The following is a 14,227-nucleotide window of genomic DNA, read 5'->3' on the forward strand; positions in this document are numbered from 1 at the left end:
GGCTTGCGGGCTTCGTAAAGGAGGGGGTCGGTGACAGCGAGTCGAACCGGTTTGACACACTGGTACTCAAGGTTGGCAGACACACCTTACGAGAAGTCCGCCAGGGCAGAAGTACCCACGACGCCCGGTCTATAACGCACCGAAAAGACGATATTCGGTTGTAAGTCTCGCGCCGTCCCGGTAGGGATGGCGAAATCAACCTTGCCTGCTCACGGGCGACTTGTCAACACCCACCTAGAGGTTTTCCCAAGTTGTTAGCAGGCCACCCGCAGCGCCTTCGGCACCGAGCTGAGTTCGAGTTCGGTGCGCTCTCCCAGATAGTCCCCGTCGAGCTGGAAGGCCTGCGGAAGCGACGCGCGCAGTCGGATCCTGGAGAGATCGTGATGCGTCACCGCGTGCTTGCCGTCGGGTCCATCGCGGCCCACCAGCAGTGAAGCGGCGGTCCGCGCGGCGTCCGACAGCCCCAGTTTACGCAGAATCAGGACATCAAGTCCAGCATTAAAGGACGCCCGCGCGTTGAGATTCACCGGAAGGGCGCCGAGATAGGTCCACGGTGCGCAGTTCTGCACGACGACCATCCCTGTCGAGAGGACCTCTTCGCCGGTCGATAGGGAAACTTCGATCGAATCCCCTTCCACGCCATGCTCATTGAGTTCCGCCATGACGGCGCGTGCGTAGTGCGCGCCGAGATTGCGCTTCTTGCGGTACGACTCGACCTTCTTGATGATCGACGCGTCCCATCCGAGTCCGGCGCAGAACGTGAAGAGGCGGTCGACGCCGTCGCCTTGCGCGCGTCCGAGACTGACGGTGCGGGTGCGCGGCGAGTCGGTCAGCGCCGCGACGATCGCCATGGAGGCGCGGCGGCGGTCCCACGGCAGCCCCAGGGCCCGCGCGAACACGTTCGTGGACCCGGCGGGGATCGGCGCGAACAGGGGCGCCTCGTCGGCGGGGCGGCCGTCCGCGACCAGGCCGTTGACGACCTCGTTGACGGTGCCGTCGCCGCCGAGGCTCAAGACCACGTCGTACCCCGCGTCGGCGCCGCGGCGGGCCAGCTCCTCGCCGTGCCCGCGGTCGCCGGTCTTCTCGACGGTCAGGTCGAGCACGCGGTCGAGCTTCTTGACGACCCAGCGCGTGCGCCGGCGCGAGCCGGTGGAGGCCTTCGGGTTCACGATGAGCAGGCCGCGCTGTGGCGCTGCTTTCAGGTCGCGCATAGGCGCAGAGTAGCCCGGGATACGGTTGAGGGGTGAACGAAACCGACGCCGACATGGGCGCGGTCACCGAAAGTCGCGGTGACGGCGCACGTCCGTGGACCCTGACCGCTGCCGCGGGCGTGTTCTGGCTCCTCGCAACGGGACTCGTGGCCGCGGGGGCGTGGGCCCTGGTGCAGATCCTCACCGGGGACGTCGACACCGCGGGCGGCGCGGCCGGGATCGCCCTGCTGGCGTGGCTGGCGGCGCTCTACTACTGGTTCATCGGCCGCCGGCTGCTGCAGCGCCGCGACATCGTCGCGCAGGCGGTCTTCCAGTCGCTCCTGTGGCTGCCCGTGGGGTACTACCTGCGGGAGGCGGCGCACCCGGTCGTCGGGGTCGCGGCGTGGGCGCTCGCGGCGGTGATGCTGGCGCTGGTGCTGTGCGGCCCGAGCCGCCGCGCCGTCGGGTTCGGCGAACGCCGGCCGTTCGGGGAGTGACCCCGGGAGCCGCCGTCGGGGATGCCCCCGACCGGGTCAGGCCTCGGCCGCGCGCTGCGCGATGACGTCGAGGAGTTCGGGTGCGGCGCCGAGCGGTTCACCCGCATGGACGATGCCGGCGGCGCGGGCGGATTCGAGGGCCGCGTCGCACAGGATGCCCGGGGCTATGAAGTAGCAGACGGCCGCGATGCGCTGCGCGCCTTCGGCTTTCAGGCGCTCGACGGTGTCGCCGGCCTTCGGGCCGGGGCCCGAGGCGAAGCCGGGGCCGGCCGGGACGCCGAGCAGGCGGCCCGCTTCCTCGGCGACGGCGGCGACGTGGGCGCGGCCCTCGTCGACGCGGGTGCCGGCGGCGCAGACCACCAGGCCGTCGATCCCGTAGGGCAGGTCCCGCACGAGGGCCCGCGCGAGGGACAGGTCCCCCACCGGCCTGGCGACGGCGACCGCGAGGCCCGGACGGGCCTCCTCGGCGCGCTTCGCGACCTCGGGCAGGTCGGTGCGGGTGTGGTAGGCGTCGGTCAGCAGGAGCGGGAGGGCCACGGCGGCGCTCACGCCGGTGTCGGCGATGCCGCGCAGGACCTCGACCGGGTGGGGCTCGTTGAACTCCAGGAAGCCCGCGTCCGCTCCGGCCGCCCGCGCTATCGCGCGGACGGCCTCCGGGGAGCGCGGGTCGGGGCTGCCGTGGGCGACCAGGACGATCGGCCGCGGCGGTCCCGAAGGCGCCGTCCCCGCCGCGGCCGGGGCCGCGGCGGTCTCGGGCGCCGGCCGGTCAGACATGCAGTCCGCACTCGGTCTTGTCGAACGCGGCCCAGCGGCCCGCGCGCGGGTCCTCGCCCGGCGCGGTCCGGCGGGTGCACGGCCAGCAGCCGATGGAACGGAATCCGTCCTTGAGCAGCGGGTTCACCGGGATGTTGTACCGCTCGATGTACGCCTCCTGGTCGGCCTCCGTCCACTTGGCGATCGGGGAGACCTTGACCTTGCGGCGCGAGAGGTCGAAGTCGACGACCTTCGTGTTCGCGCGGGTCGGGCCCTCGTCGCGGCGCAGGCCGGTGGCCCAGCCGTCGTAGTCGGCGAGGGCGGCGTTGAGCGGCAGGACCTTGCGGAGCGAGCAGCACTCGTCGGGGGCGCGGTTGAACAGGCGGGGGCCGAACTCCGCGTCCTGGGAGAGGACGCTCTGGTCGGGCTGGATCGAGCGCACGTTGACGTTCATGGTCGAGGCGACGAAGTCGCGGACCTCCAGGGTCTCCGGGAAGTGGAGGCCCGTGTCGAGGAAGACGACGTCGATGCCGGGGGCGACCTCGCTGGCGAGGTGGACCACGGCGGCGTCGGCCATGGAGGAGGTCACGCAGAAGCGCTCGCCGAACTCGCCGACCGCCCATTCGATGATCCGGTGGGCCGTGGCGTCCTCGAGGCGCTTCCCCGCCGCCATGGCGAGGTCACGGAGTTCGAATGGGTCTCTTCCTATCCCGTTGCTGCTCATGCTGCTTCACTCCGATCGGGGTGTTCGCTCCGGCTGGGTGCCGGTGGGGGCCGGCGGCGCGATGACCTGCGCCGCCGCCATCCCGTGGTATGTGACGGCGAAGACGCGGGTGCAGTCCGCGCAGTGCCATCCGCCCTTGATCTCGACGTCGCTGTCGGATTCGGGCACGAAGGGTCGAAGGTCTTCCTCCCCGCAGTACGGGCAGTGGTAGGGGACGACGCGGCCGCTCACTGGAGCTCGGCCTCCTCGGCGCGGTGGACCCACTGGGCGAAGGTCTCGCCCTCGGTGCGGCCGCCGAGGTAGCGGCGGGTGACGCGCTCGACGTAGTCGCCGAGGTCCTCCGAGGCGACCTTGAGGCCGCGGGACTTGCGGCCCAGGCTCGCCGCGGCGGCGTGGCCGCCGCCGAGGTGGACCTGGAAGCCCTCGACCTGGGCGCCGTCCTTGACCACGAGCTGGCCCTTGAGGCCGATGTCGGCGGTCTGGGTGCGCGCGCAGGCGTTCGGGCAGCCGTTGACGTGGATCGAGACGGGGGTGTCCAGTTCGGGGACGCGCTTCTCGAGCTCGGCGACGAGGTCGCGGGCGCGGTCCTTGGTGTCGACGATGGCGAGCTTGCAGAACTGGATGCCGGTGCAGGCCATGGTGGCGCGGCGCCACGGGGACGGGTGCGCCTCCAGGCCGATCGCGCGCAGGTCCTCGACGGCGTCGTCGACCTTGTCGCCGGGGATGTCCAGGAGCAGGAGCTTCTGGAGGGGCGTGGCGCGGACGCGGTCGGAGCCGTACTTCTCGGCGATGTCGGCGAGCTGGTCGAGCACGGTGCCCGAGACGCGGCCGGCGACGGGTGCGACGCCGATGAAGTAGTTGCCGTCGCTCTGCTTGTGGACGCCGATGTGGTCGAGGAGCTTCTCGGGGACCGGGGGCTGGGCCAGGTCGGGGAGCTTGCGGCCCAGGTAGGCGTCGGACTCCAGGACCTCGCGGAACTTCTCGGCGCCCCAGTCCTTGACGAGGAACTTCAGGCGGGCGCGGGTGCGCAGCCGCCGGTAGCCCCAGTCGCGGAAGATGCGCACGACGTTGACCCACACGTCGACGATGTCGTCCTGGGCGACCCACACGCCGAGGCGCTGGGCGAACATCGGGTTGGTGGAGAGGCCGCCGCCGACGTACAGGTCGAAGCCGGGGCCGAGCTCGGGGTGGTGCGCGCCGATGAGGGAGATGTCGTTGGTCTCGTACGGGCTGTCGGGGAGCCAGCCGATGGTCGACTTGAACTTGCGGGGCAGGTTCGAGAGGCTGCGGTCGCCGATGAACCGGTCGTAGATCTCCTGGATCTGCGGGGTCGCGTCGATGACCTCGTCCACGGCGACGCCGGCGACCGGGGAGCCGAGGATGACGCGCGGGCAGTCGCCGCAGGCCTCCTGCGTGTCGAGGCCGACCGCCTCGAGGCGGCGCCAGATCTCGGGGACGTCCTCGACGCGGATCCAGTGGTACTGGACGTTCTCGCGGTCGGTGACGTCGGCGGTGTCGCGCCCGAACTCCTTGGAGATGCCCGCGACCGTGCGCAGCTGCGCGAGGTTGAGCTGGCCGCCGTCCATGCGCACGCGCATCATGAAGTACTTGTCGTCCAGCTCCTCCTCGTCGAGGATGCCGGTCTTGCCGCCGGCGATGCCGGGCTTGCGCTGCGTGTACAGGCCCCACCAGCGGAAACGTCCGCGGAGGTCAGCCGGGTCGATCGAGTCGAAGCCGCCGTGCGCGTAGATGTTCTCGATGCGCTGCCGCACGTTGAGCGGGTTGTCGTCCTTCTTGGACTGCTCGTTCTTGTTGAGCGGCTCCCGGTGGCCCATGGCCCACTGGCCTTGGCCTTTGGGGCGGGACGGTTTGCGCGTTGGCGTTGGCACGGTACTCCTCATCGCGGACACAGGTGTGGCGTGGAATTCGACGGCGGAAAGCCGGAGGCGAATTAAGCGCACATGAGACACATGGCGCTGTACACACGGCAGAGGTCGACGTGGCGGCGTGCCACCAGTCGGAGCCCGTGTGCGCGAGACATGCCAGCAAGCATGACACACGTTCCGGATGCGCGCACCGATCGTCCCGCTCCCTGGACGGCATGTCACATGAAGGTGACACGCGTACGGCCGGACCCCGCGGTCGCGGGGTCCGGCCGTACCGGTAGGCGGGACGGACGTTACGTCGTCTGCATGTCGCGGTGCCGCGTCTCGGGCAGCGCGAGGATGCACAGGAGGTTCACCACGGCGATGCCGCCGAGGAGCCAGCCGACGCCGGTGGTCCCGGAGGTCGAGGCGATCTGGGCGACGAGGAGCGGGGTGATGCCGCCGCCGAGCAGGCCGCCGATGTTGTAGGCGAGGCCGGCGCCGGAGTAGCGGACCTTCGTCGGGAACAGCTCGGGCAGGAACGCCCCCACGGGCCCGTAGATGATGCCCATCGCCAGCAGCGCGCCCGAGAGCGCGATCGCGATGAGCACCAGGTTCTTCGTCTCAAGGAGCGGGAACAGGGCGAAGCTCCACACGATGCCGAACACCGCGCCGGCGATGATGAGCCGCTTGCGCCCGACCCGGTCGGAGAGCCGCGCGACCAGGAAGGTGCTGACGCCGAGGACGACGACGGCGATGAGCGTCAGGCCGAGCATGGTGTTGCGCGGGATGCCGAGGGTGGTCGTCGTGTACGTCAGGCAGTACGTGGCCGCGGTGTAGAACATGATGTAGACGACGAGGACCGATCCGGCGCCGAGCAGCAGCTCCTTGGGGTGGCGGGTGATGACGGTGAGCAGCGGGACCCGGTTGGCCTCCGACTTGTCCATCGCGCTGGCGAACGCGGGGGTCTCGGCGACCTTGAGGCGGATGACGAGGCCGACGGCGACGAGCGCGAACGAGATCAGGAACGGCACGCGCCAGCCCCAGCCGGTGAACGCCGCTTCGGGGAGCCAGGCCGAGAGGGCCCAGAACACGCAGGTCGCGACGAAGTACCCGACGGGCGAGCCCATCTGCGGGGCGGCGGCGTACAGGCCGCGCTTGTCGGCCGGGGCGTGCTCGGTCGACAGCAGGGCCGCGCCGCCCCACTCGCCGCCGAGGCCGATGCCCTGGCACACGCGCAGGAGCACGAGGATGATCGGCGCGGCGACGCCGATCGAGTCGTACGTCGGCAGCAGGCCGATGAAGGCCGTGGACAGGCCCATGAGCAGCAGCGACACGACCAGGGTGGCCTTGCGGCCGATGCGGTCGCCGAAGTGGCCGAAGAGGATCGCGCCGAGGGGGCGCGCGACGAACCCGACGGCGAAGGTGCTCAGGGCCGCGAGCGTCCCGGCCAGCGGGGAGAGGGTCGGGAAGAACAGCTCGTTGAGCACGAGCGCGGCGGCCGTGCCGTAGATGTAGTAGTCGTAGAACTCGATCGCGGTGCCGATGAAGCTGGCGGTCGCGATCCTGCGCATGTCCTTGGGCGGGGTGGTCGTGGTACTGCTCATGGTCGTCCTGTCGACGGGGGCGGGCGTGTCGCTCGCGGTCGGGACGGGGCGCCGCCCGTCCCGGGCCGGGAGTAGGGCGAGCCTATGAGCGCGGTCGCTCGGAAGGGCTTGTCGAAACGGCAAAATCGCGGCGGGCGGGCTTGTCCGCCGCGACAACGCGTCAGTCGGCCAGGCGCAGCTGGAGCATCGCCAGGAGCCGCTGGTCGGGGTCGTCGAGGTCGATCCCGGAGACCTCCTTGATGCGGCGCAGGCGGTACCGGAGCGTGTTCGGGTGGACGTGGAGCGCGGCCGCGGCGGCGCCGACGTCGCCGAACGCGTCGAGGTGGGCCCGCAGGGACTTCGCCAGCTCGGGGCTGAGCGCGTCGGCCGCGCCGCGGAGCCCGGGCACGGCCGCGACCGCGTCGAGCGCCTGGCGCAGCAGCAGCTTCGAGCGGACCGCCGCGACCGGGACGACCGGCACGCCGGACCCGGCGACCGCGAGGAGCACCTGGTAGGCCTGCTCCTTCGCCGCGGGGATCTCAGCGACCTTCGGGACCGGGTCGGCCAGCGCCGCCTGCGCGGGGCTGCCGAGGTTGTGCCGCAGGGCCGCGACGAGGCCGCCGAGCCAGTCCTCGACGCCGTCCCCGTCGCCGGGGACCATGAGGTAGACGAGGCCGCACGCCTGCGTGAGGTACACGTCGTGGCGGTACGCGGCGGCGTAGACGGCGGCCACGTCGAGCGCCTGGGCCAGGTGGAGCTCGCGCGCGGCCGAGTCGGCCTCGGGGTCGTTGAGGTCGACGGCGGCGACGGTCATCGCGGTCTCGGCGTCGAGGCCGAGCTGGCGGGCGAGGAGCGCGGAGTCGACGCGGCCGGTGAGGAGCCCGTACGCGAAGTCCGGCGGGACGGCCATCGTGGACTGGCCGCCCGGGGAGGCCATGCGGAGCGCGGCGAGGCGGCTCGCGCCGCGGAGCACCTCGGCGGCGTCGGGGCCGAACGGCGTGCCGGTGTGCTGCACCCAGATCGAGCCGAGCGGGCGGTTCCCGGCCTGGATGCCGACGGCGAGGCGCTCGTTCGCGCCGATCGCGGGGTGCGCGGGGATCGCGATGACCTCGTCCGGGGGCCACAGCCGCCGGAAGACGCCCTGTTCGCGCAGGTGGTCGCGGTAGGGGATCGGGCAGCGGCGGCCCATGATCGTCTCGCGGCGGACCCAGTCGGCGTCGTCGCCGGTGTGGGAGTAGGCGACGACCTGGTGGGCGGCGTCCTCGATGGTGACGAGGCCGCCGATGAGGGTGGCCACGGTCTCGGCGAGCGCGGGCAGGCCCGTCACGGAGGCGTCGTCGCTCCAGGAGCCCTCGACGGCGGTGCGGGCGAGCATCTCGACCTGGTCCCAGCGCACGCCGTCGTCGATGTGGACCACCGGGAGCGGGGGCTCGGCGTCGTCGGCGGGGCCCTTCACGACGAGCGCGGCCGCGCCGGCGCGGGCGGCGTCGGCGGCCATGGCGAGGGCCTGCTCGCCGCGGGCGCCGACGGCGAGGACGAGCTGGCCGGGCTCGGCCCGGTCGCCGGGTTCGAGGAGGGCCACGCCGGTGACGGCGGGGGCGGCGCCGGCGGGGAGGCGGACGGCGCGCACGACCGTGTCGCCGAAGGCGGCGAGCACGGCGTCGAGCAGAGTTGGTCCGGACATGCGTCCGATGTTATTGCAGGCCGGACGGCCGCCGGAGCGCCCCTCGCGTTCCGGCGGCCGGTCGGGTCACTCCTCGGCGGCCCGGCGGCTGGCGGCGAAGGCGGCGATGGCCCCGGCTGCGGCGAGGGCGGCGCCGATGCCGAGCGGCAGGGCGAGGCGCTCGCCGGTGCGGGTGAGCCCGCCGGTGTCGCCACCGCCGGAGGCGGGTGCGGCGGGTTCGCTCGTGGTGGCGGATTCGCTCGGTCCGGTGCTGGTGGGCTCGTCCGAGGTGGGTCCGTCGGTGGTGGGCCGGTCGGTCGTGGGTCCGTCCGTCGTCGGTTCGTCCGTCGTGGGCTGGTCCGTGGTGGGTTCGTCCGTCGTGGGCGGCTCCGGGTCGGGGCCGGTGCTGTTGATCGGCACGCTCGTGGGGTCGGTGTCGTCGCACTCGGGCAGGTCGCCGTCGAACGGGTAGGCGTGGATCTCCTGGCCGGAGCCGGCCTGGGAGCTGGAGCCGTGGACGAGGTTCCCGGTGAGGAGCATGCGGCCGTTGGTGCCCGACATGGTGACCTCGGTGGTGCTCGACTGCTCCCCCGCCAGGACCGAGCCCTGGAACTGGGTGGTGCCGCGCAGGTTGACCTCGGCGGCGTCGGGGAAGTTCCACAGCAGGCGCTGCCGCAGCTCGGTGGCCGGACCGGAGTTGATGTTCAGGGTGCGGGCGTCCCCGTAGAGGTTGACGAGGACGGTGGCGCCGGCGGGGATGCCGGTGAAGCGGAGCGCCTGCTGGCCGCCGGTGCCGGAGACGAGGTCGGCGTCGACGGCGAAGACCTGGAGCGCGGAGGAGCCGTCCCCGGTGAACAGCGTCTCGTAGCCGAGGTTCTGGACGGTCCCGGTGGTGGCCCGGCGCACGCCGTCCTCGGGGTAGGCGTAGCAGTGGCTGGCGGCGGAGAGGTCGTCGCGGAGGAGGGTGTACTCGTCGATCGCGGTGGCGTCGAGGACGGCGTCGGGGTCGACCTCGCCGGTGGCGGTGCCGCCGACGCGCACGACGCCGGAGTGGGCGCCCTCCTCGGCGAGGAGGCGCTGGCCCGCGGCGATCGTGAGGTCGCCGCCGGTGACGAGGTAGTCGGAGCCGTCGGGCGGGGGCACGCGGGAGCCGACGCCGGCGATGCCGACGTTGTAGACGGCGCCGCCGCCGGTCTTGTTCTGGGCGAAGGATCCGAGGACGACGTTGCGGCCCTCGGACTCGGCGGCGGTGCCGGTGACGTCGAAGTCCCCGCCGACGAAGACGTTGACGGAGTCGTCGAAGCCGATGACGTCGTCGTTGTTGTTGTCGTCGGGGTACTCGTCGGGGCAGTCGGGCCCGGCGCAGGGGCCGATCTCGCCGGGAAGCGGCGCGGCGGCGGCTCCAGGGAGCCAGAGGGCGTAGGCGGCGGTCGCGACGGCGACGGCGGCGGTCGCCACCGCGGCCCGCAGGCCGGCGGTTCGGGTCGCGGGCATGGCCGCCTCCAGTCCACAGTAGTCGCTACTGGAACTGTTCTAGCAGGTTCGCGGGCCGATTCGGTGGAGAACGGCTCGCGATCCTCCTGTTCGGACGTGCCGCGGCGTCCGGGCCGGGCGGCGCGCCGTCACTGGAGGGCGAAGTCGACGACGGCCTCCGTGCCGCCTTCGGCGCGGGGGCGCATGTCGATGGTGCCGCGGAGCTCGCCGGTGACGAGGGTGTGGACGATCTGGAGCCCGAGGCGGGTCGAGTCGGCGATGCGGAACCCCTCGGGGAGGCCCTTGCCGTGGTCGGAGACGGTGACGCGGAAGTGGTCGCCGTCGCGCTCGACGCCGATGACGACCTCGCCCTCCTGGCCGGGCGGGTAGGCGTGCTCGACGGCGTTCTGGATGAGCTCGTTGACGACCATGACCAGCGGGGTCGCGTACTCCGAGGGGAGGACCCCGAAGGTGCCCTCGCGGCGCAGCGTCACCTTCGACTCGGCGACGGAGACCTCCACGGCCATGGAGGCGACGCGGTCGACGATCTGGTCGAAGCCGACGGACTCGTCGGAGGACTGCGAGAGCGTCTCGTGGACGAGCGCGATCGAGGCGACGCGGCGCACCGACTCCTCCAGGGAGAGCCGGGCCTGCGGGGAGCCGACGCGGCGGGCCTGGAGGCGCAGCAGCGCGGCCACGGTCTGGAGGTTGTTCTTGACGCGGTGGTGGATCTCGCGGATCGTGGCGTCCTTGGTGACCAGCTCGCGGTCGAGGCGGCGGACCTCGGTGATGTCGCGGACGAGGACGAGCGCGCCGGCGGCCTTCCCTCCGGGGCGCAGGGGGAGCGCGCGCATGAGCACGGTGGCGCCCTTGGCCTCGATCTCCTTGCGGCGCGGCGTGCCCCCGGCGAGGGCGTCGGCGATGCGGCGGGCCGCGTCGGCGCCGATCTCGGGCGTCGACGGGAGGCTGCGGGTGAGCTCGGCCAGGTCGCGGTCGCGCAGGTGGCCGGTGACGCCCATGCGGCGGTACGCCGAGAGCGCGTTCGGGGAGGCGTACCGGACGAGGCCGTCGGCGCCGATGCGCACCAGGCCGTCGCCGATGCGCGGCGCGGTCGTCGGCTCGCCGGGCAGGAGCGGGGGCGGGAAGCCGCCGTCGGTGAGCATCTGCACCAGGTAGTCGGCGGTCTTGAGATAGTTCAGCTCCAGGTGGGAGGGGCTGCGCGTGTCCGAGAGGTTGGTGTCGCGGGCGGCGACGGCGATGACCTGGCTGCGGTCGCGGCGGCGCACCGGGATGGCCTCGTGGCGGGCGGCGACGTCGCCGCGCCAGACCGGGTCGCCCTCGCGGAAGATCCGGCCCTCCGTGTAGGCGACGCTCAGGTGCTTCGCGTCCTCGCCTTCGAGGATGCGGCCGACCTGGTCCTCCTCGTAGGCGGTCGGGCCGGTCGTGGGCCGCACCTGGGCGAGGCACACGTACCGCCCGGGGTGGTCCTTGACGGCGCCCCAGAGCAGGAAGTCGGCGAAGGAGAGGTCGGCGAGGAGCTGCCATTCGGCGACGAGGCGCTGGAGGTGGGCCGCGGAGTTCGACGTGAGGTCGGTGTGCGCGCTGATCACATCACGGAGTGTGGACACCGGGCCAATGGTACCGGCGGGTCGGGCGGACCACCCCGTGCTCGGGCGGGACCGGCGCTAGGGGAGGGTCATGTCGGGCTTGTCGAGCTCTTCGACGTTCACGTCCTTGAACGTGAGGACGCGGACGTGCTTGACGAAGCGGGCGGGCCGGTACATGTCCCAGACCCACGCGTCGCTCATCTCGACCTCGAAGTAGGTCTCGGCCTCGGCGCCGCGCACGTGGACCTCCACCGCGTTCGCCAGGTAGAACCGCCGCTCCGTCTCGACGACGTAGGTGAACTGCCGCACGATGTCCCGGTACTCCCGGTACAGCTGCAGCTCCATGTCGGTCTCGTACTTCTCGAGGTCCTCGGCGCTCAACGCTCCTCCTTCTCATGCGACTGTTCCACGATAGTGCGCGCATGCCCCGCCGCGGACGCGGCTTGCCCCACGGGCCCCGGATTCACCCCGGGAGGCCCCGGCACGCCCGGTTCACGCGGCTGCGGGTACGGCGCTCGCGGCCACGTTGGCGTACGAGAGCCGGTGCTGCTCGCACGGCCCCCAGCGGCGCAGCGCCGCCTCGTGAGCGGCCGTGCCGTATCCCTTGTGGACGCCGAATCCGTATTCGGGGTGGCGTCCGCCGAGCTCGGCCATGATGCGGTCCCGGGTCACCTTGGCGACGACGCCCGCGGCGGCCACGCACGCGGCCGTGCGGTCGCCCTTGACGACCCCGAGGCTCCCGGGCAGGCCCGGGACCGGGAACCCGTCGGTGAGCGCGTAGCCGGGCCGCTCGGGCAGGCGCGCGACGGCCACCCGCATGCCCTCGAGGTTGCACACCGCGATCCCGCGCCGGTCGATCTCGCGCGGCCCGTAGCTCACGACCGAGATCAGGGCCCGGGACCGGTGCAGCCGCTCGAAGACGCGCTCGCGCGCGGCCTCGGTGAGCAGCTTCGAGTCGTTCAGCTCCGCGAGCCGCGCGCTCGGCGGCAGGATCACCGCCGCGACCACGAGCGGCCCGGCGCACGCGCCGCGGCCCGCCTCGTCGGCGCCGGCGACCGGGCCGAGGCCCCGCCGGACGAGCGCCGCCTCCAGCGCGTACAGGTCGCCGTCGCGCCGCATGCGGGAAGGGGTGGGGCGGAGCACGGTCAGGAGGGCTCCGGCACGTCGCCGAAGGTCTCGGGGATCGAGAACCAGGTGAAGTCGCTGAAGGGCCAGAACAGGACGAACGCCTTGCCGATCACGGCGTCGACCTCGATCGTGGAGGCGTCGACGTTCCCGCCGGTGCGGATGAACCGCTCGCGCGAGTCGCCCGAGGCCGAGCGGTGGTCGCCCATGACCCACAGGCGGCCCTCCGGCACGACCACGTCGAACGGGTCCTGCGAGGGCTTGTCCTGCTCGCCGGTGAGCGGGTTGGTGAACAGGTACGAGTCCTCGTCCAGGGCCACCCCGTTGACGGTGATGCGCCCCTGGTCGTCGCAGCAGACGACGTGGTCGCCGCCGACCGCGATGACCCGCTTGATGAACTCGTCCTCCTCCATGACCGACCGCCACGACTCGGGCGCGGTGAAGACGATGATCTCGCCGCGCTCGGGGTCGGAGAAGTCGTAGACGAGCTTGTTGACGAGCACCCGGTCGTTGATCTGGAGGGTGTTCTCCATCGAGCCGGAGGGGATGTAGTAGGTCTGGACGACCCAGGTCCGCACCACGATCGCCACCAGGATCGCGACGCCCAGGAGGATGGGCAGTTCCTTCCAGAACGACCCCTTCTTCTTGGGCTGCTGGTTGTCGGAGGTCTCCTCGGCGCCCTCGCCGTCGGCGCCGGGCGCCTGCCCTTCTTCGATCACGGTGCGAGTCTACGCGCTCGCGCTCCGGTGGCAGGGGCGGTGGTCGCGGTGGCGGGCAACGAAGGCGGTGCGTCCCAGGCGGTGCCCCACGACGCGGGCAGGCCGTCGCCGGCGGTGCCCGAGGCCGCCTGCGCGCCTTCGGGGCCGGTGGTCCCGTCGAGCACGTCGAACGAGGACGGGATCACCAGTTCGGTGGCCCGCTCGGTCGGCCACACCAGCGCGATGGCGCGGCCGATGATGTTCTCGACCGGGACCGGGCCCTGGCAGCGCGAGTCCTTCGAGTTGCCCCGGTGGTCCCCCATCACCCACACCTCGCCCTCGGGGACCAGCACCTGGTCGAACCGGCGCGAATGGCAGGTGCCGGGCTCGGGCTCGAGCGGCGCGTCGTCGTAGACGTACTCGCCCTCGTGGAGGGACACGCCGTTGACCACGACGTTCCCGTCGGCGTCGCAGCACATCACGGTGTCGCCGCCGACCGCGATCACCCGCTTGATGAAGTCCTTCTCGTCGGGCTCGGCGAGGCCGATGAGGTCGAGGACGCCGGTCGTCAGGTCGGACAGGACCGAGTCGGAGCCGCCCGCGGGCCGGTACTCGGGGTCCCAGGAGTCGGTGCCGCGGAACACCACGACCTCGCCGCGCTGCGGCGTGCGCAGGGTCGTGGTGAGCTTGAGGACGAGGACCTTGTCCCCCTCCTGGAGGGTCTGCTCCATCGAGCCCGACGGGATGTAGAAGGGCTGCACCGCGAACGTGCGCAGCAGGACCGCGGCCGAGAACGCGACGACCAGCAGCAGCGGCAGCTCGATCCACAGCGACAGGTACTGGCGCTTGTGCGGCTGCGAGAGGCGGCTCTCCGCCTCCTTCCGGGGCGCGTCGTCGGGGGTGTCGCCGGGCGCGGTCGGGGCGCGGCCCGCGACGCGGTCGTGCACTCCGGAGACCCGGTCGCGGGCGCCGGACGCCCGGTCGGGCGTGACGCGGTCGCGCGCGGCGGTCGGGCCCTCGGGGCGGCGCGGCGGCCGCGCCGGTAG

Annotated in this window: 15 protein-coding genes; 1 reads left to right on the plus strand and 14 read right to left on the minus strand. The window is 72.4% G+C overall.

What is annotated here, in order from left to right; translation table 11 throughout:
• Positions 1–254 precede the first annotated feature (254 nt).
• On the minus strand, positions 255–1,211 hold the full coding sequence (locus ABD419_RS11355; RefSeq protein ID WP_344486074.1) for a diacylglycerol/lipid kinase family protein: 957 nt from the start codon (positions 1,209–1,211) through the stop codon (positions 255–257).
• 32 nt (positions 1,212–1,243) lie between these two features.
• Here ABD419_RS11355 and ABD419_RS11360 point away from each other — a divergent pair, with 32 nt between their 5' ends.
• Positions 1,244–1,687: a hypothetical protein gene (locus ABD419_RS11360; protein WP_344486077.1), complete on the plus strand. Its 444-nt coding sequence runs from the start codon at positions 1,244–1,246 to the stop codon at positions 1,685–1,687.
• A 36-nt stretch (positions 1,688–1,723) separates the two neighbouring features.
• On the opposite strand, the gene ABD419_RS11365 is transcribed toward ABD419_RS11360, so the two are convergent.
• The 13 genes from ABD419_RS11365 to lepB (ABD419_RS11420) form a co-directional block, all read right to left on the minus strand.
• A complete protein-coding gene (locus ABD419_RS11365) occupies positions 1,724–2,461 on the minus strand; it encodes a sirohydrochlorin chelatase (RefSeq protein ID WP_344486081.1) in 738 nt (245 codons plus the stop codon).
• Positions 2,454–3,164: a phosphoadenylyl-sulfate reductase gene (locus tag ABD419_RS11370; protein ID WP_344486084.1), complete on the minus strand. Its 711-nt coding sequence runs from the start codon at positions 3,162–3,164 to the stop codon at positions 2,454–2,456. Before ABD419_RS11370 ends, ABD419_RS11365 begins: the two co-directional genes overlap by 8 nt.
• 6 nt (positions 3,165–3,170) lie before the next feature.
• A complete protein-coding gene (locus ABD419_RS11375; RefSeq protein WP_344486087.1) occupies positions 3,171–3,395 on the minus strand; it encodes a hypothetical protein in 225 nt (74 codons plus the stop codon).
• Positions 3,392–5,065 (minus strand): nitrite/sulfite reductase, encoded by a 1,674-nt coding sequence (locus ABD419_RS11380; protein ID WP_344486090.1) that lies wholly within the window; start codon positions 5,063–5,065, stop codon positions 3,392–3,394. Before ABD419_RS11380 ends, ABD419_RS11375 begins: the two co-directional genes overlap by 4 nt.
• 50 nt (positions 5,066–5,115) lie before the next feature.
• Positions 5,116–5,217, minus strand: a complete 102-nt coding sequence (locus tag ABD419_RS24965; RefSeq protein ID WP_408612230.1) for a putative leader peptide — start codon at positions 5,215–5,217, stop codon at positions 5,116–5,118.
• Positions 5,218–5,343: 126 nt separating this feature from the next.
• A complete protein-coding gene (locus tag ABD419_RS11385) occupies positions 5,344–6,636 on the minus strand; it encodes an MFS transporter (protein ID WP_344486093.1) in 1,293 nt (430 codons plus the stop codon).
• Positions 6,637–6,796: 160 nt separating this feature from the next.
• A complete protein-coding gene (locus ABD419_RS11390) occupies positions 6,797–8,299 on the minus strand; it encodes a PucR family transcriptional regulator (RefSeq protein WP_344486096.1) in 1,503 nt (500 codons plus the stop codon).
• A gap of 66 nt (positions 8,300–8,365) precedes the next feature.
• Positions 8,366–9,772 carry a choice-of-anchor A family protein gene (locus tag ABD419_RS11395; RefSeq protein ID WP_344486099.1) on the minus strand — a complete coding sequence of 469 codons (1,407 nt, stop codon included), beginning with the start codon at positions 9,770–9,772 and terminating at the stop codon, positions 8,366–8,368.
• Between the two features lie 128 nt (positions 9,773–9,900).
• Complete coding sequence (locus tag ABD419_RS11400; protein WP_344486102.1) at positions 9,901–11,379, minus strand: sensor histidine kinase; 1,479 nt, start codon at positions 11,377–11,379, stop codon at positions 9,901–9,903.
• A gap of 57 nt (positions 11,380–11,436) precedes the next feature.
• Complete coding sequence (locus ABD419_RS11405) at positions 11,437–11,739, minus strand: DUF2469 domain-containing protein (protein ID WP_091053602.1); 303 nt, start codon at positions 11,737–11,739, stop codon at positions 11,437–11,439.
• Positions 11,740–11,850: 111 nt separating this feature from the next.
• Positions 11,851–12,477 carry a ribonuclease HII gene (locus ABD419_RS11410; RefSeq protein WP_344486106.1) on the minus strand — a complete coding sequence of 209 codons (627 nt, stop codon included), beginning with the start codon at positions 12,475–12,477 and terminating at the stop codon, positions 11,851–11,853.
• Positions 12,478–12,503: 26 nt separating this feature from the next.
• Positions 12,504–13,202 (minus strand): signal peptidase I, encoded by a 699-nt coding sequence (gene lepB / locus ABD419_RS11415; RefSeq protein ID WP_425556008.1) that lies wholly within the window; start codon positions 13,200–13,202, stop codon positions 12,504–12,506.
• The gene (gene lepB / locus ABD419_RS11420) at positions 13,199–14,128 is read right to left on the minus strand and encodes a signal peptidase I (protein WP_344486142.1); all 930 of its coding nucleotides are present in this window, start codon (positions 14,126–14,128) and stop codon (positions 13,199–13,201) included. Before lepB (ABD419_RS11420) ends, lepB (ABD419_RS11415) begins: the two co-directional genes overlap by 4 nt.
• Between the last annotated feature and the right edge of the window lie 99 nt (positions 14,129–14,227).

Origin of the sequence: Glycomyces endophyticus (genome assembly GCF_039531525.1) — a bacterium.
Classification (GTDB): domain Bacteria; phylum Actinomycetota; class Actinomycetes; order Mycobacteriales; family Micromonosporaceae; genus Glycomyces; species Glycomyces endophyticus.

Excerpts from the sequence above, each read along its gene's own strand:
- ABD419_RS11380 (WP_344486090.1), bottom strand. The coding sequence starts at position 5,065 with ATGAGGAGTACCGTGCCAACGCCAACGCGCAAACCGTCCCGCCCCAAA.
- ABD419_RS11395 (WP_344486099.1), bottom strand. The coding sequence starts at position 9,772 with ATGCCCGCGACCCGAACCGCCGGCCTGCGGGCCGCGGTGGCGACCGCC.
- ABD419_RS11355 (WP_344486074.1), bottom strand. The coding sequence starts at position 1,211 with ATGCGCGACCTGAAAGCAGCGCCACAGCGCGGCCTGCTCATCGTGAAC.
- ABD419_RS11410 (WP_344486106.1), bottom strand. The coding sequence starts at position 12,477 with ATGCGGCGCGACGGCGACCTGTACGCGCTGGAGGCGGCGCTCGTCCGG.
- ABD419_RS11390 (WP_344486096.1), bottom strand. The coding sequence starts at position 8,299 with ATGTCCGGACCAACTCTGCTCGACGCCGTGCTCGCCGCCTTCGGCGAC.
- ABD419_RS24965 (WP_408612230.1), bottom strand. The coding sequence starts at position 5,217 with ATGCTTGCTGGCATGTCTCGCGCACACGGGCTCCGACTGGTGGCACGC.
- ABD419_RS11385 (WP_344486093.1), bottom strand. The coding sequence starts at position 6,636 with ATGAGCAGTACCACGACCACCCCGCCCAAGGACATGCGCAGGATCGCG.
- ABD419_RS11365 (WP_344486081.1), bottom strand. The coding sequence starts at position 2,461 with ATGTCTGACCGGCCGGCGCCCGAGACCGCCGCGGCCCCGGCCGCGGCG.
- ABD419_RS11370 (WP_344486084.1), bottom strand. The coding sequence starts at position 3,164 with ATGAGCAGCAACGGGATAGGAAGAGACCCATTCGAACTCCGTGACCTC.